Here is a 23,861-nt window from a genome sequence, read left to right as displayed (position 1 = left end):
CACCATGGAACGCACGAACTGGAACACCAAGGCCGACAACCGGGCCGCGCGCCTCGCGCGGGCGGCCGGCGCACTGGGCACGCAACTCAGCGGCAAACGGGTCGCCACCGAAGCGATCGGCAGGCTGCTCGAAGCCGTGCTGGAGCCGGGCGACCGGGTCTGCCTCGAAGGCAACAACCAGAAGCAGGCCGACTTCCTGGCCAAGGCGCTGGTGCAGGTCGATCCGGCGCGGGTGCACGGCCTGCACATGGTGCAGTCGGTGCTGGCACTGCCTGAACATCTCGACGTGTTCGAGAACGGCGTCGCGGCGCGGCTGGACTTCAGCTTCTCGGGACCGCAGGGCGCGCGGCTGGCTAAGCTGGTGTCGGCGGGGCGCATCGAGATCGGCGCCATCCACACCTACCTCGAACTCTTCGCGCGCTACTTCGTCGACCTCACGCCCCAGGTGGCGCTGGTCGCGGCGCACGCGGCCGATGCCGAGGGCAACCTCTACACCGGTCCCAACACCGAGGACACGCCGGTGATCGTCGAGGCCACGGCGTTCTCGGGCGGCATCGTGATCGCGCAGGTGAACGAACTGGTGGACGGCAGGACCACCACGCTGCCGCGCGTCGACATACCCGCCGGCTGGGTGAACTTCGTCGTCAAGGCGCCGCGGCCGAACTTCATCGAGCCGCTGTTCACGCGCGATCCGGCGCAGATCAGCGAGATCCAGGTGCTGATGGCGATGATGGCGATCAAGGGCATCTACGCCGAGTACGGCGTGCAGCGCCTCAACCACGGCATCGGCTTCGACACCGCGGCGATCGAGCTGCTGCTGCCGACCTACGGCGAATCGCTGGGGCTCAAGGGCAAGATCGGCAGGCACTGGGCATTGAACCCGCATCCGGCGCTGATTCCCGCGATCGAAGCCGGCTGGGTGCAATCGGTGCACTCCTTCGGCTCGGAGCTGGGCATGGAGGACTACATCCGCGCCCGCTCCGATGTGTTCTTTACCGGGCCCGACGGCAGCCTGCGCAGCAACCGCGCCCTGTGCCAGGCCGCGGGCCACTATGCCTGCGACCTGTTCATCGGCTCGACCCTGCAGATCGACCTCGACGGCAACAGCTCGACCGCCACGCTGGGCCGCATCGCGGGCTTCGGCGGCGCGCCCAACATGGGCGCCGACGCGCGCGGCCGGCGTCACGCGAGCCCGGCGTGGCTCAAGGCCGGGCGCGAAGCGCGCGCCGGACGCAGCGGCGCCGCCGGGACACCGCGCGGGCAGAAGCTGGTGGTGCAGATGGTCGAGACTTTCCGCGAGCACATGCAGCCGGCCTTCGTCGACCGGCTCGATGCCTGGACCTTGCAGGAGCAGGCCGGCATGGACCTGCCGCCGATCATGATCTACGGCGACGACGTCACGCACATCCTGACCGAGGAAGGCATCGCCAACCTGCTGCTGTGCCGCACCGACGCGGAGCGCGAGCAGGCGATTCGCGGCGTGGCCGGCTACACGGCGGTCGGCCTCGCGCGCGACCGGCGCGCGGTCGAGAACCTGCGCGACCGCGGCGTCATCCGCCGGCCGGAAGACCTCGGCATCGATCCGCGGCAGGCCACCCGCAACCTGCTGGCCGCACGCAGCATGCGCGACCTGGTGCGGGCCTCGGGCGGCCTCTACCAGCCGCCCAAGCGATTCAGAAACTGGTGACCAGGAGAACGACCATGACCATTCCCGCGGGGCTCGAAGCCCTCGATTTCTCCTTCACCGGCACCCGACCCGCCGGCGCCTTCGCGCCGGTGCTCGTCGGCGTCGTCGGCTCCGGCAACCTGGAGGTGCTGCTCGAAGCGGCCGGCGGCGACGTCTGCACCGTCCGCATCGAGACCTCGGCACGCGGCTTCGGCCCGATCTGGGAAGCCGTGCTCGGCGACTTCCACGATCGGCATCCACTGGCCGGCGTGCGCATCGCCATCAACGACATGGGCGCGACACCCGCGGTCGTCAGCCTGCGGCTGGACCAGGCCGTGGCCGAACTGCCGGCGGCGGCGCAAGGAGCACGGCCATGATCAGCTACGCCGAATGCTCGGCGCGCGAACGGATCGCGCAACTGCTGGACACGGGCAGCTTCCACGAATGGCTGCCGCCGGCCGAGCGCCTGACCAGCCCGCATCTGGCGCAGCTGGGCGTGCCGTCGTCCTTCGACGACGGCGTCGCGATCGGCCGGGCGACGCTGGGCGGGCTGGAGGTCTTCGTCGCCGCCCAGGAAGGCGCCTTCATGGGCGGCGGCGTCGGCGAGGTGCACGGCGCCAAGCTGGTCGGCCTGCTGCGCCGCGCGCTGCGCGACCGCCCGGCGGCGGTGCTGCTGCTGGCGGAGTCCGGCGGCGTGCGGCTGCACGAGGCCAATGCCGGCCTGATCGCGGTGTCGGAGGTCATGCGCGCCGTGCTCGACGTCCGCGCGGCCGGCGTGCCGGTGGTGGTGCTGATCGGCGGCGCGAACGGCTGCTTCGGCGGCATGGGCATCGTCGCGCGCTGCGCGGACCACATCGTGATGAGCGATGTCGGGCGGCTCGCCATGTCCGGGCCGGAAGTCATCGAGGCCTCGCACGGGGTGGAGGAATTCGACTCGCGCGACCGCGCCCTGGTGTGGCGCACCACGGGCGGCAAGCACCGCTGGCTGACCGGCGATTGCGACGCGCTCGTGGAAGACGACGTGGCCGCCTTCCGCGACGCGGCCATCGATGCGATCGGCGCCTCGAAGCCGGTGTCGCTCGCCACGCTCGAAGCCGAGCACGCCCTGCTCTCCGCACGCCTGCGCGACCCGCTGGCGGAGGACGGCGGCGACGACGCCATTGCGCTGTGGACCCACCTGGGCATTGCAGGTGCCGACCGCGTGCCCGATCTGGACGTGGCCGCGGTGCGCGCACTGCGGCCTGCATGAGGAGCGAAGCTATGGACTGGAACCTTCTCGCCACCGGGCTCTTCGGCGCCGGACATGGCATCGTCGCCGACGGCGACTTCCTGCAAGGCACGGCGCACTTCGACGGCCAGCCGATCACGGTGATCGGCACCACGAACCACGCGCCGATCGGCGTCAGGCTGGCCCTGGCCCAGGCGCGGGTGGTGCTCGACACCCTCGCGCAGCACCCGGAGCGGCCGATCCTGCTGCTGGTCGACACCCAGGGCCAGCAGCTGCGGCGGCGCGACGAACTGCTCGGCATCAACCGCGCGATGGCCCACCTCGGCGCCAGCATCGATCTCGCCCGGCGACGCGGCCATCGCGTGATCGGCCTGGTGTACGACCAGGCGCTGTCGGGCGGCTTCATCACCTCGGGCCTGATCGCGGATGCCTGCCATGCGCTGCCCGAGGCCGAGATCCGCGTCATGCGCATCCCCGCGATGGCGCGCGTGACCAAGCTGCCCGAGGACATGCTGACCGCGCTGTCGCAATCGAACCCGGTGTTCGCGCCCGGGGTATCGAACTACGTCGCGATGGGCGGCGTGCGCTCGCTGTGGCGGGGCGATCTCGCGGCGGCCCTGCGCGAGGCGCTGGCGCATTCGCCCCGCGACGACCTGCGCGCGATCGACGGCGCCGAGCGCGGCGGCCGCAAGCTCGCCGCGGCGGTCGCGCAGCGCGTGCTGGATGCGGCCTGAGGACGCGCCATGATGCCGCTGCGACGCCATCGRCTGGCTTGCCTGACGGACGCGGGCTGGGCCGTCGTCCGCGCGCAGGCCTGGGACACCCAGGCGCAGGCTTGCATCGACCACTGGGCCGCGCACCGGCTGCCGCTGGTCGTGACCCGGCAGCCGCCGCACGCCGACCCGGCGCAGGCCCCGATCGCGCTGGGCCTCCCGGCGCCGCTGCAATGGGACCGGCGGCGCCTGGCCATCCAGGCGCCGCGCAGCGCGCTCGCCTGGTTCGACGAGTTCCCGCGCGCCACCGATGTGCTGGGCCTGCTGCCGCGCGGACCCCGCGCCGCGATGCGCGCGCTCGGCCAGTCGCTCGCGGCCTGCCGCGCGCCGGCGCGCGTCTACGGCGGCTACGGCTGGCAGCTGCTGACCGGCCTCGGCTACCTGCGCGAGAGCTCCGACATCGACCTGTGGATCGCCGTCGACGATGCCGAGCATGCGGACGCGGTCGTTCGCCATCTCGAAGGCTTCGCGCCCCGCCAGCCGCGGCTGGATGGCGAGCTGGTGTTCGAAGACGGCACGGCCGTGGCCTGGCGCGAATGGAGCGCCTGGCGCGCAGGCCGGGCCCGTCGCCTGCTCGTGAAGCGGCTGGAGGGCGCGGCGATGGCGGATGCATCGTTCCTGCGCCGCCATGCGCCGGTGCTGGAGATGGAGGCATGAGCCCCCGCCCCGCCGCTCCGAAGGGGGCTCGCACCGCAGTGCGAAGCACGGAGGTTTCCCGATGAACGCCGCCCGTCTGCCGGCTCGACGCGCGGTGCGCCTGAGCGCGGCCGACATCGGACGCGCCGCCACGCTGGCGCTGCACGACGAGCTCGCGCTGGCGCCCAAGCCGGGCCTGGTGTCCTTCGTCGACAGCGGCAGCCACTCGGACATGGATGCCCACACCTTCATGCGCAGCCTGTTCGCATTGCGCCACTACTTCGTGCAGATCTGCGCCCTCGGCGAGGCCCAGGCGCCGTTCGAAGCGCTGGAGCGTTGCGGCATCGCCGCCGAAGCGCGGATGCTGGCGGCCACCGGCGGCATCAACACGCACCGCGGCGCCATCTTCACGCTCGGCCTGCTGTGCGCCGCGGCGGGCGCCCTGCTCCGCGACGGCGCGCCGCTCGACCCGCAGGCGCTTCGCCACGCATTGCGTCGCCATTGGGGCGATGCGCTGGCCGCCCGAACCCGGCGCGTCTCCGCCTTGCCCGGCGGCATGGCCGCGCGCCGGCATGGCCTGCGCAGCGCATCCGAAGAAGCGGCACTGGCCTTCCCGGTGCTGTTCGAAACGGCCGTGCCTGCCCTCGCCTCTGCGCTGCGGCGCGGCCTGGGCGCGCAGCGGGCCCGCATCGACGCCCTGTTCGCCACCATGGCCACGCTCGACGACAGCAACCTCGCGCACCGCGGTGGCATGACCGGACTGCGCCACGCGCAACAGGCGGCGCGCGGCTACCTTGCGCAAGGTGGCGCAGCCAGCGACCACGGCCTCTCCGCCGCCCGGGCCCTGCACCGCGACTTCGTCGCCCGCCGCCTGTCGCCCGGCGGCGCGGCCGACACGCTGGCCGCCGCCTGCTGGATGCGGCGCGTCTGCGAAGACATCCGACCGCCCGCGCCATGAGCTTCGCGCTGATCTTTTCGGGCCAGGGCATGCAGCATCCCGCGATGCTTTCCTGGCTGGCCGACGACGAACTGCTGTCGGGCGTGGCGCGGGTGCTGGGCGCGGACTGGCGCCAGCACCTGCAGGACCGCGATTGGGCCAGCCGTAACGCGCATGCGCAGCTGCTCCTGACCGGACTCGGGCTGGCCGCGTGGACACAGCTCGCGCCCCGGCTGCCGGAACCCGCGGTCGTCACCGGCTACAGCGTCGGCGAAGTCGCGGCCTTCGCGGCGGCCGGCGTCTTCGCGCCGGGCGATGCGATCGAACTGGTGCAGCTTCGTGCCGCGCTGATGGACCGTGATGCCGAGCGATGCCCCGCCGGGCTGCTCGCGGTCAGCGGCCTCGCGGACGAGGCGATGGCCCGGCTCTGCAACGACTTCGGGCTGCTGATCGCCATTCGAAACGACCCTGTCAGCGTGGTGCTCGGCGGCCCCAGGTCATCGCTCGCGCCGGCCGCCGATGCGGCATTGCGCCAGGGCGGCCACGCCACGGCGCTCCCGGTCGGCGTCGCTTCGCACACACGGTGGATGGCCGAAGCCGCGCGGGCCTTCGAAGCGCGGCTGGCGACGCAGCCCTTCGCATCGCCGCGAATCCCGCTGCTCAGCAATGTCGCGGGCCGCGTGCGCGACGCTGCCCAGGCCCGGTCCGCCCTGGCCCGCCAGCTCGACCACACGGTGCGTTGGGACGAGTGCATGGAGGCCATCGCGGCGCGGCGGGTGCGCTGCGTGCTGGAGATCGGCCCGGGCCAGGCCCTGGCGCGGATGTGGAACCAGCGCCACCCAGGCATCCCGGCGCGCTCCGCGGACGAGTTCCGCAGCGCCGGCGGCATCGTCGACTGGATCGGACGCCACGCCGACTGATCGCTACTTCGATTCGCCGGCCGCGGCCGGTGCCGGCGCATGGGTCGCGTCGCCGCCGTGCTTCTCGCCCGACATGTCGACACTGCCGCCCGCCTTGGTGAGCACGTACAGCACGATGGCCGCGAAGACGGCGAAGCCGACGATGATCTTCCACATGATTGAATCTCCTGAAACCTTGCTCTGTCTCAACTGATCAAGCCAAGAAAAAGGCCTCGCGCCGAGCCGGCGCGAAGCCTCTTTGTCGAACCGAGGGCCGAGGCCCTCGTGCCGTCGGGACGCTCAGTCGTTGGCGTAGATGTCGACGTCCTTGGTCTCGCGGATGAAGATCGTGCCGACCACCAGCGTCACCGCGGCGATCACGATCGGATACCAGAGACCGTTGTACATGTTGCCGGTGCTCGCCACGATCGCGAAGGCGGTGGTCGGCAGCAGGCCGCCGAACCAGCCGTTGCCGATGTGATAGGGCAGGCTCATCGAGGTGTAGCGGATGCGGGTCGGGAACATCTCGACCAGCATGGCGGCGATCGGGCCGTAGACCATCGTCACCAGCAGCACCAGCCAGAACAGCAGCGCCACGGTCATGACCTTGTTGATCTGGGCCGGGTCGGCCTTGGTCGGATAGCCCGCCGTCTTGAGCTGCTCGGCGACCGCCTTCTTGAAGGCCGCGATCTCCTTGGCCGAGGCCTCGTCGAACTTGTGGTTGACCACGTTACCCACCGGCGCCGTGATCGCCACCTCGCCGATCTTGACCACCGCCGGCGAACCGGCCGGGCCGTCGGCGCGCTCGTAGCTCACCGAGTTCTGCACCAGGTAGCGCTTGGCGATGTCGCAGGAGCTGCTGAAGTCGATCTCGCGCGCCACCGGATTGCCCTGGAACGAGCAGGAGCGGGGATCGGCCGTCACGACCACGCCGGCCGTCGCCTGGGCGCGGGCCAGTGCGGGGTTGGCGTTCTCGGTCAGCATCTTGAAGACCGGGAAGTAGGTCACCACGGCCAGCAGGCAGCCGGCCATGATGATCGGCTTGCGGCCGATCTTGTCGGACAGGGTGCCGAAGACGACGAAGAAGGGCGTGCCGATCAGGAGGGCGGCGGCGATCATCAGGTTGGCCGTCGTGGCATCGACCTTGAGCTGCTGCGTCAGGAAGAAGAGCGCGTAGAACTGGCCCGAATACCAGACCACGGCCTGGCCGGCGGTCAGGCCGATCAGCGCCAGGATCACGATCTTCAGGTTCTTCCACTCGCCGAAGGACTCGGACAGCGGCGCCTTCGAGGTCTTGCCCTCGGCCTTCATCTTCTGGAAGGCGGGCGACTCCGACAGCGACAGCCGGATCCACACCGAGATGCCGAGCAGCAGGATCGAGACCAGGAAGGGAACGCGCCAGGCCCATTCGGCGAAGGCGGCCTCGCCCACGCCTTCACGCACGCCCAGGATCACCAGCAGGCTCAGGAACAGGCCGAGCGTGGCGGTGGTCTGGATCCACGAGGTGTAGGCGCCGCGCTTGCCGTGCGGTGAATGCTCGGCAACGTAGGTGGCTGCACCGCCGTACTCGCCGCCGAGCGCCAGGCCCTGCAGCATCCGCAGCGCGATCAGGATCACCGGCGCCGCGACGCCGATGGTCGCGTAGCTGGGCAGCAGGCCGACGATGAAGGTCGACAGGCCCATGATCAGGATCGTGACCAGGAAGGTGTACTTGCGGCCGATCATGTCGCCGAGGCGGCCGAACACGATGGCGCCGAACGGGCGCACCAGGAAACCGGCCGCAAAGGCCAGCAGCGCGAAGATGAAGGCGGCGCCGGCATCGAGGCCGCTGAAGAACTGGCGCGCGATCACGGGCGCGAGCGACCCGTAGAGGTAGAAGTCGTACCACTCGAACACGGTCCCCAGCGACGAGGCGAAGATGACCTTCTTCTCCTCCTGGGTCATGGGCCGGGGCGCGTGCGACGCTCCCCGTGAATCTAGTGTGGCTGACATGTCGTCTCCTGTAGAAATTTCCGCCCACGGCGTGGGACGTATCGCATTCTTGGAGGGGCGACTGACCCGAGGCTGTCGCGAAACTGAACGTCGGCTGACGGTTTAAGGTGCAACCCGCGCCAACCGTTTCAGATCATGGAAAAACTACGGTTTGCTGCGCAGCAGCAGGGAAGGACGCTGGTCGGCGGCGTCCCAATCGGGGCCGTCGAACCAGGGCTCGCCGTGCAGGTAGGCGCGCAGCATCGCCAGGCCGTCGAAGCCCCAGAACAGCCGGTCGTCGACCTCGAAGGCCGGCACCCCGAAGACGCCGCGCGCGATCGCCGCGTCGGTATTGGCCTTGAGCTGCGCCTTGACCGCTTCGCCGCCGGCGTCGCGCTGCGGCCGCAGCGTGGCCGCCAGCGCCGCCAGGCGCGCCGGGTCGCCGGGCTCGCCGCCGCTGCGCCAGACTTCGCGGAACAGGGTCTCGGCCACGTAGCGGCTGATCTCACCGTCGGCGCTGGTCGCCAGCGCCAGCCGCAGGTGCGGCAAGGGGTTGTAGGGGTGGGTGGCGGGCATCCGGATCGGGATGCCGTGGGCATGGCCAAGCCACAGCACATGGCGGTAGGTCCAGCTGCGCTTGGCCGGGATCTCGGCCGGGCCGAGCTGGCCGTGGTGCTTGAGCAGTGCCCCGAGCAGCACCGGCCGATACGCCACGCTGTAGCTCAGGCCTTCGAGCGCCTGCGGCAGGTGCTCGAAGGCCAGGTAGGCATAGGGCGAGATGAAATCGAGGTGGCAGGTGAGGTGCTTCATGGCGTGTCTCCGGCGGCGACGCCGAAGCCGGCTTCGGCACGCAGCTCGATCGCGCGCCAGACGCTGCGCTTGCCGGCGTCGTCCATCCGGCTCCAGGCCGCGATCTCGGCGATGGTGCGCAGGCAGCCCTCGCAGAAGCCCGTGGCCGGCACCATCCGGCAGATCGAGATGCAGGGCGACGGCAGGTCACTGGCCATGGCGCGCACAGCCGCGGCGCGCGCCGGCAGGGTCGACAACGAAGCGACGCTCACACCACGTCCGCGACCGGTGCGCCGGTCAGGCCTTCGAGTTCGCGCGGATGCAGCCGAACCACCGCATGCGGATGGCCGGCCGCGGCCCAGATCTCCTCGAAGCGGAACAGCTCGCGGTCGATCAGCATCACCGGCGCCACGGCATGCGCGAACGGCGAGACACCGCCGATCGAGAAGCCGGTCTTCGACTTGACGAACTCGGCATCGGCGCGGCCCAGCTTGCCGACCAGCGCCTCGACCTTCTTCTCGTCGACCCGCTTGTCGCCCGAGGTCACGACCAGCACCGCGGCGTCGTCCGACTTGCGGCGAAAGACGATGCTCTTGGCGATCTGCGCCACCTCGATGCCCAGGGCATCGGCCGCCTGCTGCGCGGTGCGCGCAGCGTCGTCGAGCATCTGCGGCGCGTGGGCATGGCCCTTGTCCTGAAGGAGACGGGCGACGCGCTGCACGCCCTCCGGCAATGAAGTGAGCTCGGCACCGCACATGTCAGTGCCCGCCCGGCCGCCCGAAGGGCACTGAGCGCCCCGTCGGGGGGCAGCGATACGCGAAGCGATGAGCGTGGGGGCATTTCATGTCAGTTGGCCCGCTTGTTGCGGATCGCCTTCGAGGCGCGCGAATTCGGCTCGCGCCCGAGCGCCTCGCTGATGTAGACGCCGGCGTCGATCAGGCGGTCGAGGTCGATGCCGGTCTCGATGCCCATGCCGTGCAGCATGTAGACCACGTCCTCGGTCGCGACGTTGCCGGTCGCGCCCTTGGCATAGGGGCAGCCGCCGAGCCCGGCGGACGAGGTGTCGTACTGCCAGACGCCCATCTCGAGGCTGGCCAGCGTGTTGCCCAGGGCCTGGCCGTAGGTGTCGTGGTAGTGGCCCGAGATGTCGTCGACGCCGTAGTGCTTCCGCGTGGCCTCGATGGCGCGCTGCACCTTCAGCGGCGTGCCGACGCCGATGGTGTCGGCCACGCCCACGTGCTGCACGCCGATCTCCTTCATGAGGCCGGCCAGCATGTCGACGCGCGAGGGCGCGATCTCGCCCTCGTAGGGACAGCCCACGGTGCAGGACATCGCGCCGCGCACGTAGATGCCGTGCTCGCGCGCCGCCGCCACCACCGGCCGGAAGCGCTCGATGCTCTCGGCGATCGAGCAGTTGATGTTGCGCTGGCTGAAGGCCTCGCTGGCGGCGCCGAAGACCACGATCTCGTCGGGCCATTCTTCGCGCGGCGCGGCGATCGCGGCCTCGAAGCCCTTCATGTTCGGCGTCAGCACCGAATAGCGCACGCCCGGCTTGCGACGGATGCCGTGCATCACCTCGGCGTTGTCGGCCATTTGCGGCACCCATTTGGGCGAGACGAAGCTGGTGACCTCGATCTCCTTGAGGCCGGCGTCCTGCAGGCGGTGCACGAGGCCGATCTTGATCTCGGCCGACACCGGCTGCTTCTCGTTCTGGAGGCCGTCGCGCGGGCCGACGTCGACGATCTTGACTTTGGGAGGGAGGTTCATGGGGCGCTCATGGTCGGTGAGGAAGGTGCAGCAGCCATTTTCTCCGCATCCGGATCGGCATGGCGCTCAGTGGGATTTGGGCAGGCTATGGCCTTCTCCGTGGACAGGCGTGGATCATCTGCTGGCCGAGCGATGTTCAATACCCCCGCCCCGCATCCACCACCCCCGCCACCGCCTCCCCTCGCTCCATCGCCCGGATCTTCCCCGCGATCTGCCTGATCGAGATGTCGCGCTCGGTCCGCGCCGAGCCGTGCGGCGTCACCGTGATCTTGGGGTGCGACCAGAACGGATGCCTGGCCGGCAGCGGCTCGACGTTGAAGACGTCGAGCATGGCGCCCGCGAGCTGGCCGCTGTCGAGCAGCGGGATCAGGTCGTCGTCGACCAGATGGGCGCCCCGCGCGACGTTGATCAGGTAGCCGCCGGGGCGGCCGCCGTTCAACTTCGACAGCGTGTCGCGGTTCAGGATGCCGCGCGTCTCGCGGGTCAGCGGCAGCAGGTTCACGAGCACGCGGCTGGCGCCGAGAAAGTCGTCGAACTGGGATTCGCCGGCGAAGCAGCCGACCCCATGGATCTGCTTCGGCGACCGGCTCCAGCCATTGACCGGAAACTCGAACTGCGCCACGGCCTTGGCCACGCGCTCGCCGAGCACGCCGAGACCCATCACGCCGACCGCGAAATCCTGGCGCTCGCGTGGCTTGCGATAGCTCCAGCGGCGGGCTCGCGCTTCGGCCTCGTAGGCATCGAACTCGCGGAAATGCCGGATCAGCGCATGGCAGACATACTCGGCCATCTGCACCGACATGCCGGCATCGTCGAGCCGAACGACCTGGGTCTGCGGCGCGACCTTGAGCTTGAGCAGCGCATCGACACCGGCGCCGATGTTGAACAGCCCGCGCAAGCCCGGTTGCTCGTCGAGGAATCGCTGCGGCGGCGCCCAGACCACGGCATGGTCGGCGGGTGCGGCGCCGGGGGTCCAGTTCTCCACCACGGCTTCGGGCAGGGCGGCGCGCAGGCCCTCGATCCAGGGATCGGGACGGTTGTCCGTCAGGCAGACGGTGATTCGGATCGGGGAGGAAGTCATCCCCGGAGCTTAAACCGCGATGCGCAGCAACTCGGCCCCCTCGGCGACCTGGTCCCCCGGCACGTACAGCAGCTCCTCGACAGTGCCATCCGCCGGCGCCGCGATCGTGTGCTCCATCTTCATCGCCTCCATCACGGCCAGCGGCTGGCCGCGGCTGACCTTGTCACCGGCCTTGACCGCGAAGGAAACGACCTTGCCGGGCATCGGCGCCGTCAGCCGGCCGCCTTCGGCATGGGTCTCGCCCGCGTGCGCGAGGCGGTCGATCGCGAGGATCCGGGTCGCGCCCTCGGCGCCGAAGACATAGGCCGTGTCCTCGTCCTGGTAGACGTTGAGCGTATGGCGCTGGCCGCCGAACTGCAGCTCGAGCTCGCCCGAGGGAAAGCTGCCGATCACCAGCGGGCCGGCCACGTCGCCGACCTGCAGCCACAGCGCACCATCGTGCAGGTAGCGCAGCGTGGCGCTCTGCGGCTCGCCGCGGAACTCGAATTCGAAGGGCCGCGTCGCCACGCCATGCGACTGCCAGCCATCGCGCCGGCTGAACGGATCGCCATTGGCGCTCGCCGCCTCGGCCAGCAGCGTGCGCGCGATCGATGCCGCGGCCGCCAGCGGCAGGCCCAGCGGCTCCTGGTCGAACAGCACCGCGCGCTCGCGCTCGATCAGCGCGGTATCGAGCTTGGCATTGGCGAACGAATCGGTGCGCAGGATGCCGCGCAGGAACTGCACGTTGGTCGACACGCCGACGATGTGCGTCTGCGCCAGCGCGAGGTCCAGCCGCGCCAGCGCCTCTTCGCGGGTCGCACCATGCACGATCAGCTTGGCGATCATCGAATCGTAGAAAGGCGAGATCACGCCGCCTTCGCGCACGCCGTCGTCGATGCGCACGCGGCTGCGCTGGAAGGCGGTCGCCTGTGGCTTGCGGTACACCCGCAAGGTGCCGGTGGCGGGCAGGAAGTTGTTGTCGGGGTTCTCGGCGCAGATGCGCGCCTCGATCGCGTGGCCGTGGATCTGCAGCTGCTCCTGCTTCAACGGCAATGCCTCGCCCGAAGCCACGCGCAGCTGCCATTCGACCAGATCGAGCCCGGTGATCGCCTCGGTCACCGGATGCTCCACCTGCAGCCGCGTATTCATCTCCATGAAGAAGAAAGACATGTTGGCCCCCACGCTCGGCACTGGCGTGTCCTCGCTGCCCCCCGAGGGGGCGCTCGCTTGCTTGGGGCGGCCCGGCGCGGCGCTCGTCCCCGCATCGCCGCGCTGCTCGACGATGAACTCCACCGTGCCGGCGCCAACGTAGTTCACGGCCCGCGCCGCCGCCACCGCCGCCTCGCCCATCTGCCTGCGCATCGCCTCGGTCATGCCGGGCGCGGGCGCTTCCTCGAGCACCTTCTGGTGGCGGCGCTGCACCGAGCAGTCGCGCTCGAACAGGTAGACGTAGTTGCCCTGGGTGTCGCCGAAGACCTGGATCTCGATGTGGCGCGGCCGCTGCACGTACTTCTCGATCAGCACCGCGTCGTCGCCGAAGCTGTTGATCGCCTCGCGTTGGCACGAGGCCAGAGCGCCAGCAAAGTCGCCGGCCTTCTCGACCACCCGCATGCCCTTGCCGCCGCCGCCCGCGCTGGCCTTGATCAGCACCGGGTAGCCGATGCGGTCGGCCTCGCGCTGCAGCAGCGCCGGGTCCTGGTCCCTCCCGTGGTAGCCCGGCACCAGCGGCACACGGGCCTTCTCCATCAGCTGCTTCGACTCCGCCTTGAGGCCCATGGCCTTGATCGCCGACGGCGGCGGGCCGATGAAGACCAGGCCGGCATCGGCGCAGGCCTGCGCGAATTCCTCGTTCTCGCTCAGGAAGCCGTAGCCCGGGTGCACCGCCTCGGCACCCGTGGCCTTGGCGGCCTCGAGGATCTTCTCCCAGCGCAGGTAGCTGTCCTTGGGCGCGCTGCCGCCCAGGTACACCGACTCGTCGCAGGCCCGCACGTGGTTGGCGTGGGCGTCGGCGTCGGAGTACACCGCCACCGTCCGGATGGCCATGCGGCGCGCCGTCGAAGCCACTCGGCAGGCGATCTCGCCACGGTTGGCGATCAGGATCTTCTTAAACATTCGATGAGTCTCCAGGAGGATTTTTCTTGAGCTGGAAGGCGGGCACCACGCCCGGATCGGACCGGCCGCTGAAGATCCGCGCCACACGGCCGAACAAGGACTTGAGGAAGCGCCAGCTCTTGCGGATCAGCCAGACGCTGAGCACCAGCACGGCGATGAACAGCAGCCCGAACACCAGCGGATGCGCCACCGCCAGCCACAGGCCGACCGGCACCGCCGTGTCCTCGACCAGCGAGGCGCCCACATTCGTGAAAGGCTCGGGCGAGGTGTTGATCGCGGCCCGCGTGGTGGCCTTGGCCGCATGCGCGGTGGCCGCGAAGCCGCCGCCGAGCAGGGCCGCCACCAGCGCCATCGCGGCATGGTCGGCACCGAAGACGCCCGCCGCCAGCGCTGCCCCGGCCGGAATGCGGATCGCCGTATGAACCATGTCCCAGATCGAATCGAGGCCCGGGATCTTGTCGGCGAAGAACTCGACGAAGACCATGAAGCCGCTGGCCGCCAGCACCACCGGGTGCGCGAGCAACTGCAGGCCGCTCGGCAACGGAATCCAGCCCAGATAGCCGGCCAGGCCGGTCAGCAGCACCACCAGGTACAGGCGCACGCCGCTGGCCCACCCCAGCGCGGCGGCCAGCGCGAGCAGTTGCGGCATGTCGAGCGAGTTCATGGATTCAACCAGGAAGGCTTGCGCTTCTGCAGGAACGACTGCACGCCCTCGCGCCCCTCGTCGCTGGCGCGGATGTCGGCGATGCCTTCGACCGTCTTCGCGATCAGCGCATCGTCGATCTCCCGGCCGGCGACATCGGCGATCAGCGTCTTGCAGGCCCGCACCGCGGCCGGGCTGGCACCGGTCAGCGCCTTCACTAGCTCGGCCACCTTGGCATCGAGCGCGTCGGCCGCCACCACCTCGTGCACCAGGCCGATGCGGTGCGCCTCGGCGGCCGCGAAGCGCTCGGCCGTGAGGAACCAGCGCTGCGCCGCCCGCGTGCCCATCGCGCGCAGCACGTAGGGGCTGATGGTCGCCGGCACCAGGCCGATCTTGACCTCGCTCAGGCAGTACCAGGCGCTGTCGACGCTGACCGCGATGTCGCAGGCGGCGACCAGGCCCATGCCGCCGGCATAGACGTCGCCCTGCACGCGCGCGATGGTGGGCTTGGGACAGTCGGCGATGGTTCGCAGCATCTCGGCCAGCTTGCCGGCGTCGGCGATGTTCTCGTCGCGCGTGTAGTCGGCCATGCGCCGCATCCAGTTGAGGTTGGCGCCGGCGCAGAAGGCCGGGCCGTTGGCGCCGAGCACGATGGCCCTGACCTGCGGCGCGGCGCCGGCCTCGGTGAAGGCCTGCGTCAGCTCGGCGATCACGATGTCGTCGAAGGCATTGCGCGCCTCGGGCTGGTCGAGCCAGATGCGCGCGACCGCGCCGTCGATCGACAGCTTCAGCTTGGTGAAGGACGTGCTCATGAGGATTTCGCTTCCTGTTGCAGCAGATAGACCCAGTCGAGTTCGGGCCCGGGCCGGGCCATGGCGGTCAGCGCGGCGCTGAGCTGGCCGCGATGGTGGGTCGCGTGGTTGAAGACATGGCCGAGCGCCGGTGCGAATGGAATGCGCACCGCGTCGCCGTTGTTGCGGGTGTAGGCGAGATCGCCGTCGAAGCGCTCGGGCGCCTGCTCCGCCAGCCAGGGGCTCCATCGCTGCACGGCCTGACCCAGCGCCTGGCAGGCCTCGCCGCGGTCCGCATGCAGCTCGGTGTCCAGCGGCAGGCGCAGCGACCGGCCTTCGGCGAAACGAGCGAACCAGATGTCGTCGGTCACCAGAAGATGGTTGACCGTGCGGTGCACCGAGCGAAAGTAGAGGCCGCATTCGCGATGCCAGTCCGCCTCGGACAGGCCCGCCAGGTTCGACCCGATCAGCCGCTCGGTCGCCCACACGTGGTAGCGCGCGAGGCTGGCGAAGTAGTTCGCGAGCGTCATGGCGCTCACATGCGGAAGATGCCGAACTTCGGCTCGGGGATCGGCGCATTGCGCGACGCCGCCAGGCCCAGCGCCAGCACGCGCCGCGTGTCGGCCGGATCGATGATGCCGTCGTCCCACAGCCGCGCGGTCGCGTAGTAGGGATGGCCCTGCACCTCGTACTGCTGGCGGATCGGCGACTTGAAGGCTTCTTCTTCGTCGGCGCTCCACTGCCCGCCCTTGGCCTCGATGCCGTCGCGCTTGACCGTGGCCAGCACGCTCGCGGCCTGCTCGCCGCCCATCACGCTGATGCGCGCGTTGGGCCACATCCAGAGGAAGCGCGGCGAATAGGCGCGCCCGCACATGCCGTAGTTGCCGGCGCCGAAGCTGCCGCCGATGATGATCGTGAACTTGGGCACGTTGGCGGTGGCCACCGCGGTCACCATCTTGGCGCCGTGGCGCGCGATGCCCTCGTTCTCGTACTTGCGCCCGACCATGAAGCCCGTGATGTTCTGCAGGAACACCAGCGGCGTCTTGCGCTGGCAGCACAGCTCGATGAAGTGGGCGCCCTTCTGCGCCGACTCGCTGAAGAGAATGCCGTTGTTGGCGACGATGCCCACCGGCATGCCCTCGATCTCGGCGAAGCCGCAGACCAGCGTGCTGCCGAAGCGCGACTTGAATTCGTGGAACTCGCTGCCGTCGACGATGCGGGCGATGATCTCGCGCACGTCGAAGGGCTTGCGGGTGTCGGTGGGGATGACGCCGTAGAGCTCTTCGACCGGGAAGGCCGGTGCGCGGATCGCAGCCGCCGGGGCCGCCTCGGCAGCCGCCTTGCGAGCGTTCAGGTTGGCCACTGCAGAGCGCGCCAGCGCCAGCGCATGCAGGTCGTTCTGCGCCAGATGGTCGGCCACGCCCGACAGCCGCGTGTGGACGTCGCCGCCGCCCAGGTCTTCTGCGGTGACGACTTCACCGGTGGCCGCCTTCACGAGGGGCGGGCCGCCCAGGAAGATGGTGCCCTGGTTCTTGACGATGATGCTCTCGTCGCTCATCGCCGGCACGTAGGCGCCGCCCGCGGTGCAGGAGCCCATCACGACCGCGATCTGCGCGATGCCCTGCGCGCTCATCTGCGCCTGGTTGTAGAAGATGCGGCCGAAGTGGTCGCGGTCGGGAAAGACCTCGTCCTGGTTCGGCAGGTTGGCGCCGCCGGAGTCGACCAGGTAGATGCAGGGCAGCCGGTTCTGCTCGGCGATCTCCTGCGCCCGCAGGTGCTTCTTGACCGTGACCGGGTAGTAGGTGCCGCCCTTCACTGTCGCGTCGTTGCAGACGATCATGCAGTCGACGCCGCTGACCCGGCCGATGCCCGCGATCAGGCCCGCGCCGGGCGCTGCGCCGTGATACATCGCATGCGCGGCGAGCGGCGCCACTTCGAGAAAGGGCGTGCCCGGGTCCAGCAGCTGGGCCACGCGGTCGCGCGGCAGCAGCTTGCCGCGCGCCGTGTGCTTGCTGCGCGCGGCCTCGCCGCCGCCGGCCTCGACCTTGGCGAACTGCACGTGCAGGTCGTCGACCAATGCGCGCATCGCGGTCGCGTTGGCCTGGAATTCCGCCGAGCGGGCATTGAGTTGGGTCTCGAGCTTCATGCAGTCTTGTCCTCGTCCAGCCCGAGCTGGTGCTTCATTGCTTCGCGAATCTTGAACTTCTGGATCTTGCCCGTGACCGTCATCGGAAACTCGGYCACGAACTCGATGTAGCGCGGCACCTTGTAGTGCGCGATCTGCCCCTTGCAGAACTCGCGCACCTCGTCGGCCGTCACGCTCTGGCCCGGCTTGGCGATGATCCAGGCGCAGAGCTCTTCGCCGTATTTCTTGTCGGGCAGTCCGACCACCTGCACGTCCTGCACCTTCGGATGGCGATACAGGAACTCCTCGATCTCGCGCGGGTAGATGTTCTCGCCGCCGCGGATCACCAGGTCCTTGATGCGGCCGACGATGTTGACGTAGCCCTCGGCGTCCATGGTGGCGAGGTCGCCGGTGTGCATCCAGCCCTCGGCGTCGATCGCCTCGCGCGTCTTCTCGGGGTCTTCCCAGTAGCCGTGCATGACCGAGTAGCCACGGGTGCAAAACTCGCCCGAGCTGCCGCGCGGCACGATGGCGCCGTCGACCGGATCGACGATCTTGATCTCGAGGTGCGGCTGCACCGTGCCGACGGTCGACACCCGCTTCTCGAGCGGCGTGTCGGTCGAGCTCTGGCAGCTCACCGGGCTGGTCTCGGTCATGCCGTAGGCGATCGTGATCTCGCGCAGGTGCATCTGCTCGACCACGCGCTTCATGACCTCGGTCGGGCATGGCGAGCCGGCCATGATGCCGGTGCGCAGGCTGCTGAAGTCGAAGTCCTTGAAGCGCGGATGGTCGAGTTCGGCGATGAACATGGTCGGCACGCCGTGCAGCCCGGTGCACTTCTCGTCCTGCACCGTCTGCATCACGGTGAGCGGATCGAAGCCGTCGTTCGGATAGACGATGGTCGCGCCGTGCGTCAGGCAGGCCAGGTTGCCCAGCACCATGCCGAAGCAATGGTAGAGCGGCACCGGGATGCACAGCCGGTCGACCGGCGTCAGCTTCATGCATTCGCCGATGAAGAAGCCGTTGTTGAGGATGTTGCGGTGGGTCAGCGTGGCGCCCTTGGGGAAGCCGGTGGTGCCGCTGGTGAACTGGATGTTGATCGGATCGCCGGCCTTGAGCGTCCTGGCGATCGCGGCGACCTGCGGGTCATCGGCTCGCCCGCTTTCGTGCAGCGCCGAGAAGCGCAGCAGCCCCGGCAGCTCGCCCTCGTCGCCCGCGGCATCGATCCAGGCCACGGTGCGCAGGTGCGGCAGGCGGGCAGACTTCAAGGCACCGGGTGCCGAGCCGGCCAGCTCGGGCGCCAGCTCGCGCAGCATGCCGACGTAGTCGCTGGTCTTGAAGCGCTTCATCGTGACCAGCGCCTTGCACGCCACCTTGTTGAGCGCGTATTCGAGCTCCGAGGTGCGATAGGCCGGGTTGATGTTGACCAGCACGATGCCGACCTTGGCCGTGGCCAGCTGCATCAGCACCCAGGGCGCGTTGTTGTGCGACCAGATGCCGACCCGGTCGCCCGGCATCAGCCCCAGTCCCAACAAGGCGCTGGCGAGACGGTCGACTTCGCGCCGGAGTTCGCGGTAGCTGTAGCGCTTGCCCTCGTGCACGCTGACCAGCGCTTCGTGGTCGCCCTGCCGGGCCGCCATGTCGTCGAAGAAGTCGCCGATCGTCTGCTCGATCAGCGGCACGTCGGTGGCGCCATGCGCCATGCTCAGCGTCGGGTTCATCGCGCCTCCGTCAGGCGGTCTCGGCGAACAGTTCGCGGCCGATCAGCATGCGCCGGATCTCGCTGGTGCCGGCGCCGATCTCGTAGAGCTTGGCGTCGCGCCAGAGCCGCTCGACCGGGAAGTCCTTGGTGTAGCCCACGCCGCCCAGCGCCTGGATCGCCTCGCCGGCCATCCAGGTCGCCTTCTCGGCCGAGTACAGGATGGCGCCGGCCGCGTCCTTGCGGAAGGTGCGCGCGTGGTCGCTGCGGTCGCAGGCTTTGCCGACCGCGTACACGTAGGCACGCGTGGCCTGCCAGGTCGAGTACATGTCGGCCAGCTTGCCCTGCATCAGCTGGAATTCGCCGATGCTCTGGCCGAACTGCTGGCGCTCGTGCACGAAGGGCAGCACCGCATCCATGCAGGCCGCCATGATGCCCAGGGGGCCACCGGAGAGCACCGCGCGCTCGAAGTCGAGGCCGCTCATCAGCACCTTGGCGCCCATGCCCTCGCCGCCCAGCACGTTTTCTTCAGGCACCTCGCAGTTGTCGAAGTAGAGCGGGAAGGTGTTGGAGCCGCGCATGCCGAGCTTGTCGAGCTTGGTGCCGGCCGAGAAGCCCTTGAAACCCTTCTCGACGATGAAGGCGGTCATGCCGCGGGCGCCCATCTCGGGCTCGGTCTTGGCGTAGATCACCAGCGTGTCAGCGTCGCCGCCGTTGGTGATCCACATCTTGCCGCCGTTGAGCACGTAGCGGTCGCCCTTCTTCTCGGCCCGCAGCTTCATGCTGACCACGTCGGAGCCGGCATTGGGCTCGCTCATGGCCAGCGCACCCACATGCTCGCCGCTCACCAGCTTGGGCAGGTACTTCTTCTTCTGCGCCTCGCTGCCGTTGCGGTGGATCTGGTTCACGCACAGGTTGGAATGCGCGCCGTACGAGAGCCCGACCGAGGCCGAGGCCCGCGAGACTTCTTCCATCGCCACGATGTGCGCCAGGTAGCCGAGCTCGGTGCCGCCGTATTCCTCCTTCACGGTCATGCCGTGCAGGCCGAGGTCGCCGAGCTTCTTCCAGAGGTCGGCCGGGAACAGGTTCTCGCGGTCGATGTCGGCGGCGCGCGGCGTGATCTCGTGGGCGGCGAAGTCCTGGATCGCGTCGCGCAGCGAATCGATGGTGTCGCCCAGGTCGAAGTTCAGGCCGGGATCGTGCATGGGTTTGTCTCCTTGGTCGGTCAGGCCCGCGCCGGAACTTTCCGAGGCGGAAGTTCGCAGCTTACGCCGTGTGTCGGCGCATTTGGCGCCACAATGGTTGCAAATCACGCCAGCTGAACCCCACGGCGACATGTCCTCATCCCCGCTCCAGAGCACCCGCCGCGCAGCCACGCCGATGGCCTTCGTGCGAGCGATCGTTAGTGGCTACGAACGCTATGGCGTCGACCCTTCGGAGGCCCTGGCACAGGCACAGATCACGCCGCGCGAACTGGCCGACCCCCAGGCCCGCGTGACCGCGGCGCAATTCGAGGTCCTGTCGGGCTTCGCGATGCAGGAGCTCGACGACGAGGCGCTGGGCTGGTTCCGGCGCAAGTTGCCGTGGGGCAGCTACGGCATGCTGTGCCGGGCCTCCCTGGGCGCGCCCGACCTGGGGGTGGCGATCAAGCGCTGGTGCCGGCACCTGCGCCTCCTGACCAACGACATCACGCTCGAGCTGTCGCAGGCCGACGGCCTGGCGACCGTGTCGATCAGCGAACACCGGCCACTGGGCGATTTCCGCGAGTTCTGCCTGGTGTCGAACCTGCGATTCCTCCACGGCTATGCCTGCTGGGCGATTGATTCGCGGGTGTCCCTCAGCGCCACCGCTTTTCCGTTCGAGGCACCGCCCCACCGGGAGGCCTATCCGCTGATGTTCGGCGGCAGCCTGCGCTTCGGCGCCGAACGGGCCAGCTACAGCTTCGATCCGCGCTACCTCGCGCTGCCGCTGCGGCGCGACGAGGCGGCGCTGCGCACCATGCTGCGCCGCGCCCTGCCACTCACGGTGCTGCAGTACCGGCGCGACCGCCTGCTGGGCCAGCGGGTGCGCGAGCTGCTGCGCACCCGCGCCGCCGAGGCCACGACCGCCGAGGCCTTGGCGGCCCTGTTGAACCTGTCGACCCGCACCCTGCACCGCCAGCTGATGGAAGAAGGCGTGTCGCTGCAGGCCCTCAAGGACGAGATCCGCCACCGAACGGCGGCCGACCAGCTGCGCCGGACCGACCGGCCGATCAAGCAGATCGCGCTGGCGGTGGGATTCCGCAATGAGAAAAGTTTCTCGCGCGCATTCAGGGCCTGGTCAGGCGCCACGCCGGGCGAAGTGAGGCGCAACGGCCTGCCGCCGGCCAGCGGCACGACGAATCCGTGAAATAGTGCGCTGCCGGGCACCCAATCAGTGCCTGTCCGACGCAACGGGCACTGGCCTCGCCCTACGATCGCCGCATGCAGCAGACTCCTGACACCGACAGCTCGGCCTTCGCCGACCTGATGGACTTCATCGCGACCTCGGGCCGCACCCGCAACGCCGGTTTCGTGACCGAGAACGCCGAGCAGCTGGTGTCGCACATGTGGGCGGACCGGGCCCGGGCGATGGTGGCGTCGCTCACCACGATGGCCACGGCCACGCTGCCGCGCGGCAACGCCTGAGTCTCAATCGGGCGCCGCGCCCAGCGACCGCTTCAAGGCCTGGAAGTCGGGCGAACGCTGCAATACGCTGCGCCCCGCCGCGATCAGCCGCGTCACCTCTTCATCGCTGATCGAGAACGCGGTCGGCACCTGCATCAGCCGCTGCCGCAGCTCGCCGTCGGCGGCATCGCGCAGGTTGACCTGCACCACATGGATCTCGGCGTCGGGCGCGAACGCATCCGAGCCGTCGGCGCTGCGCGACTTGAGGTCATCCCGCCATTGGCGCGCGGTGTCGAGCAGGAACTCCTGGGTCTCGAGAGTGGCGCGCGCGCCGGCACCGAACAGCAGCGTGTCGGCCACCGCGCGGACACCCGGCACCCGGTCGCTCTGGTCGATGTTGTTGGCCGGATCACGGGCCGAGTTGACGCTGATCACGATCAGCTTGCGAACGCTGCCGCGCGGGATGCCGACCTCCTCGAAGCTCTCGCGCAGGCCGCCGCCGACCAGGGCGCGGTCGAGCAGCCGGCGCACCGCCAGGTTGTCGGCCACGCCGCCGTCGACCAGGTGGATGAAGGGGCGGCTCTGCGCATCGAGGTAGCTGTTGGCCTGCATGCGGAACATGCGGGCCCGGTAGTTGCCGCCGCCGCGCACGGCGAGCCGCGGCACGATGCCACGATCGCGGCACTCCTGCGAATAGTTCTTGAGCGTCAGCGGGCTCAGCAGGATCGGCACCGCCGACGAGGCCGCGACCGCGAACGACAGCGGCACGCTCTGCAGGTCCGAGCAGATCAGCTCGAACTGGTCGGCCGTGAATTCGAAGGGCGTGCCCAGCGACATGTCGGTGGCCGCGATCACCAGCTGCGGATGGCGCGGGTTGCGCTCGATGTCGGCGTAGGTCTTGCCCTCGTAGATCTCGTCGAGCCGGCGCGCCAGCAGGTGGCTGCGGCCATACCAGGGCGATGTGAGGTCATGCAGGCTGCCCGGCCGAAGGGCCTGCAGGATCAGGCTGTTCTGGAAGTTCTGGCGCAGGAAGTCGCGCTCGAAGTCAGGCAGCCTGTCGGCACCGAAAGCCGCGTAGTAGGCCGCGAGGATGCTGCCGCCCGAGACCCCGCTGATCACGTCGGTGGCGTCGAGCAGGTCGGAGTGGCGGCCGTTCAGGTCGAACCTGGTGCGGCGCAGTTCCTCCAGCACGCCATAGCCGAAAGCGGCGGCACGCGCGCCGCCGCCGGAGAGCGTCACGGCGACCAGGATCGTGGGGTCGCGGCCCGACGCCGGCGCCATCAGGCTGGAAGTCGGCGGCGCCCGCTCGACCAGCGGCTCGTTGAGCCATGGCCGGATCGACGAACAGCCCGCCAGGCAGGCGGCGATCAGGAGACCACAGAGCGCGCGCAGGCCGGGCATGCGGTGGGTATCAGGCGACGGCGGGGCGCCAGTCGGCCAGCAGTCCGGGCAGCTGCGCCATGTCGGTGAAGATCTGTGCCACGCCGACGGCCCGCAGCGCTTCGGGCCCGCTGTGGCCGAGATCGCTCGGGCTGTAGCCGAACACGGTGGCGCCGGCTGCGACGCCGGCGGTGGCCCCGGTGACCGTGTCCTCGACCACCGCGCAGCGCGCCGGGTCGACGCCGAGCGCCGCCGCCGCCGCCAGGTAGACGTCCGGCGCGGGCTTGGAGCGCGGGGTTTCGTGGCCGCTGAAGATCCTGCCTGCGAAGCAGTCCAGGATGCCGATCTTCTCGAGCTGCAGCTCGACCTTGTGACGATCGGCGCCCGAGGCGCAGGCAATGCGGCCGTCCAGCGCCGCGTGCAGCGCGCGCACCGCCAGGGCGGCGTTGGGAATCGCGAGCAGGTCACGTTCCAGCGCCTCGTTGCGGCGGCCGCGGAAGCCGTGCAGCCACTCGGGCGTGATCGCGAAGCCGGTCCTGGCCTCGATCAGCGCGGCTTCGTCCTTGACCGCCTTGCCGGTGAAGATCCGCATCGATTCCTCGGTGCTGATCGCCCAGCCGAGCTCGCCGAGCATCTCGGCGAGCACGCGGTTGGTGATGGGTTCGGAGTCGACCAGGACGCCGTCGCAGTCGAACAGGACGGCGTCGAAGGGAGGAGCTTTCATGGGAGCGATCGTAACA

Annotated in this window: 25 protein-coding genes; 9 read left to right on the top strand and 16 right to left on the bottom strand. The window is 69.7% G+C overall.

The annotated features are described in order from the left end of the window. Positions 1-4 precede the first annotated feature (4 nt). The 7 genes from mdcA (at position 5) to AC1DF3_RS17745 (ending at position 6,160) form a co-directional block, all read left to right on the top strand. A complete protein-coding gene (gene mdcA, locus AC1DF3_RS17775; RefSeq protein ID WP_478140354.1) occupies positions 5-1,687 on the top strand; it encodes a malonate decarboxylase subunit alpha in 1,683 nt (560 codons plus the stop codon). A 14-nt stretch (positions 1,688-1,701) separates the two neighbouring features. After that, complete coding sequence (gene mdcC / locus AC1DF3_RS17770) at positions 1,702-2,043, top strand: malonate decarboxylase acyl carrier protein (RefSeq protein ID WP_286534855.1); 342 nt, start codon at positions 1,702-1,704, stop codon at positions 2,041-2,043. Continuing rightward, positions 2,040-2,915 (top strand): biotin-independent malonate decarboxylase subunit beta, encoded by an 876-nt coding sequence (locus AC1DF3_RS17765; RefSeq protein WP_286534856.1) that lies wholly within the window; start codon positions 2,040-2,042, stop codon positions 2,913-2,915. Before mdcC ends, AC1DF3_RS17765 begins: the two co-directional genes overlap by 4 nt. A gap of 11 nt (positions 2,916-2,926) precedes the next feature. Continuing rightward, positions 2,927-3,628: a biotin-independent malonate decarboxylase subunit gamma gene (locus tag AC1DF3_RS17760; protein ID WP_286534857.1), complete on the top strand. Its 702-nt coding sequence runs from the start codon at positions 2,927-2,929 to the stop codon at positions 3,626-3,628. A 9-nt stretch (positions 3,629-3,637) separates the two neighbouring features. Beyond that, positions 3,638-4,324, top strand: coding sequence for a malonate decarboxylase holo-[acyl-carrier-protein] synthase (mdcG, locus tag AC1DF3_RS17755; RefSeq protein ID WP_478140353.1), 687 nt, complete (start codon positions 3,638-3,640; stop codon positions 4,322-4,324). Positions 4,325-4,385: 61 nt separating this feature from the next. Beyond that, positions 4,386-5,261, top strand: coding sequence for a triphosphoribosyl-dephospho-CoA synthase MdcB (mdcB, locus tag AC1DF3_RS17750; RefSeq protein ID WP_478140352.1), 876 nt, complete (start codon positions 4,386-4,388; stop codon positions 5,259-5,261). Beyond that, positions 5,258-6,160 carry an acyltransferase domain-containing protein gene (locus tag AC1DF3_RS17745; RefSeq protein WP_478140351.1) on the top strand — a complete coding sequence of 301 codons (903 nt, stop codon included), beginning with the start codon at positions 5,258-5,260 and terminating at the stop codon, positions 6,158-6,160. Before mdcB ends, AC1DF3_RS17745 begins: the two co-directional genes overlap by 4 nt. A gap of 3 nt (positions 6,161-6,163) precedes the next feature. On the opposite strand, the gene AC1DF3_RS17740 is transcribed toward AC1DF3_RS17745, so the two are convergent. From AC1DF3_RS17740 to AC1DF3_RS17675, 14 genes are all read right to left on the bottom strand, one after another. Continuing rightward, positions 6,164-6,316, bottom strand: a complete 153-nt coding sequence (locus AC1DF3_RS17740; RefSeq protein WP_286534861.1) for a hypothetical protein — start codon at positions 6,314-6,316, stop codon at positions 6,164-6,166. 123 nt (positions 6,317-6,439) lie between these two features. Continuing rightward, positions 6,440-8,131, bottom strand: coding sequence for an MFS transporter (locus AC1DF3_RS17735; protein ID WP_286529546.1), 1,692 nt, complete (start codon positions 8,129-8,131; stop codon positions 6,440-6,442). Positions 8,132-8,275: 144 nt separating this feature from the next. Further along, positions 8,276-8,920: a 2-hydroxychromene-2-carboxylate isomerase gene (locus AC1DF3_RS17730; protein WP_286534862.1), complete on the bottom strand. Its 645-nt coding sequence runs from the start codon at positions 8,918-8,920 to the stop codon at positions 8,276-8,278. Beyond that, complete coding sequence (locus AC1DF3_RS17725) at positions 8,917-9,117, bottom strand: DUF1289 domain-containing protein (protein WP_286529562.1); 201 nt, start codon at positions 9,115-9,117, stop codon at positions 8,917-8,919. Before AC1DF3_RS17725 ends, AC1DF3_RS17730 begins: the two co-directional genes overlap by 4 nt. Before the next feature lie 50 nt (positions 9,118-9,167). Further along, complete coding sequence (locus AC1DF3_RS17720) at positions 9,168-9,656, bottom strand: YbaK/EbsC family protein (RefSeq protein ID WP_286529544.1); 489 nt, start codon at positions 9,654-9,656, stop codon at positions 9,168-9,170. 89 nt (positions 9,657-9,745) lie between these two features. Further along, entirely contained in the window at positions 9,746-10,666 is a 921-nt protein-coding gene (locus AC1DF3_RS17715) for a hydroxymethylglutaryl-CoA lyase (protein WP_478140350.1), read from the bottom strand. A 136-nt stretch (positions 10,667-10,802) separates the two neighbouring features. After that, on the bottom strand, positions 10,803-11,732 hold the full coding sequence (locus tag AC1DF3_RS17710; RefSeq protein WP_286534923.1) for a 2-hydroxyacid dehydrogenase: 930 nt from the start codon (positions 11,730-11,732) through the stop codon (positions 10,803-10,805). Between the two features lie 24 nt (positions 11,733-11,756). Further along, on the bottom strand, positions 11,757-13,838 hold the full coding sequence (locus AC1DF3_RS17705) for an acetyl/propionyl/methylcrotonyl-CoA carboxylase subunit alpha (RefSeq protein WP_478140349.1): 2,082 nt from the start codon (positions 13,836-13,838) through the stop codon (positions 11,757-11,759). After that, the gene (locus AC1DF3_RS17700; RefSeq protein WP_286534865.1) at positions 13,831-14,502 is read right to left on the bottom strand and encodes a DUF4126 domain-containing protein; all 672 of its coding nucleotides are present in this window, start codon (positions 14,500-14,502) and stop codon (positions 13,831-13,833) included. Before AC1DF3_RS17700 ends, AC1DF3_RS17705 begins: the two co-directional genes overlap by 8 nt. After that, entirely contained in the window at positions 14,499-15,293 is a 795-nt protein-coding gene (locus tag AC1DF3_RS17695) for an enoyl-CoA hydratase/isomerase family protein (RefSeq protein WP_286529540.1), read from the bottom strand. Before AC1DF3_RS17695 ends, AC1DF3_RS17700 begins: the two co-directional genes overlap by 4 nt. Beyond that, positions 15,290-15,802 (bottom strand): DinB family protein, encoded by a 513-nt coding sequence (locus tag AC1DF3_RS17690; protein ID WP_286534866.1) that lies wholly within the window; start codon positions 15,800-15,802, stop codon positions 15,290-15,292. The genes AC1DF3_RS17695 and AC1DF3_RS17690 overlap by 4 nt, the downstream gene beginning before the upstream one ends. A gap of 5 nt (positions 15,803-15,807) precedes the next feature. Next, complete coding sequence (locus AC1DF3_RS17685; RefSeq protein ID WP_286529535.1) at positions 15,808-17,418, bottom strand: carboxyl transferase domain-containing protein; 1,611 nt, start codon at positions 17,416-17,418, stop codon at positions 15,808-15,810. Then, on the bottom strand, positions 17,415-19,118 hold the full coding sequence (locus tag AC1DF3_RS17680) for an AMP-binding protein (protein ID WP_478140348.1): 1,704 nt from the start codon (positions 19,116-19,118) through the stop codon (positions 17,415-17,417). Before AC1DF3_RS17680 ends, AC1DF3_RS17685 begins: the two co-directional genes overlap by 4 nt. A gap of 10 nt (positions 19,119-19,128) precedes the next feature. Continuing rightward, on the bottom strand, positions 19,129-20,301 hold the full coding sequence (locus AC1DF3_RS17675) for an isovaleryl-CoA dehydrogenase (RefSeq protein WP_286370134.1): 1,173 nt from the start codon (positions 20,299-20,301) through the stop codon (positions 19,129-19,131). A gap of 130 nt (positions 20,302-20,431) precedes the next feature. On the opposite strand from AC1DF3_RS17675, the gene AC1DF3_RS17670 reads away from it, so the two are divergent. Further along, entirely contained in the window at positions 20,432-21,484 is a 1,053-nt protein-coding gene (locus AC1DF3_RS17670; RefSeq protein ID WP_478140347.1) for an AraC family transcriptional regulator, read from the top strand. A 74-nt stretch (positions 21,485-21,558) separates the two neighbouring features. After that, positions 21,559-21,762, top strand: a complete 204-nt coding sequence (locus tag AC1DF3_RS17665; protein WP_286534870.1) for a hypothetical protein — start codon at positions 21,559-21,561, stop codon at positions 21,760-21,762. 3 nt (positions 21,763-21,765) lie between these two features. Here AC1DF3_RS17665 and AC1DF3_RS17660 read toward each other — a convergent pair whose 3' ends face one another. Both AC1DF3_RS17660 and AC1DF3_RS17655 read right to left on the bottom strand, forming a co-directional pair. After that, on the bottom strand, positions 21,766-23,142 hold the full coding sequence (locus tag AC1DF3_RS17660) for a patatin-like phospholipase family protein (RefSeq protein ID WP_286534871.1): 1,377 nt from the start codon (positions 23,140-23,142) through the stop codon (positions 21,766-21,768). Positions 23,143-23,152: 10 nt separating this feature from the next. After that, a complete protein-coding gene (locus tag AC1DF3_RS17655) occupies positions 23,153-23,845 on the bottom strand; it encodes an HAD family hydrolase (RefSeq protein ID WP_286534872.1) in 693 nt (230 codons plus the stop codon). Positions 23,846-23,861: the final 16 nt, after the last annotated feature.

This window comes from Variovorax sp. 10N432 (assembly GCF_056394465.1).
The sequence above is the reverse complement of the archived record's forward strand: the minus strand, read 5'-3'. Positions and strand labels throughout refer to the sequence as shown.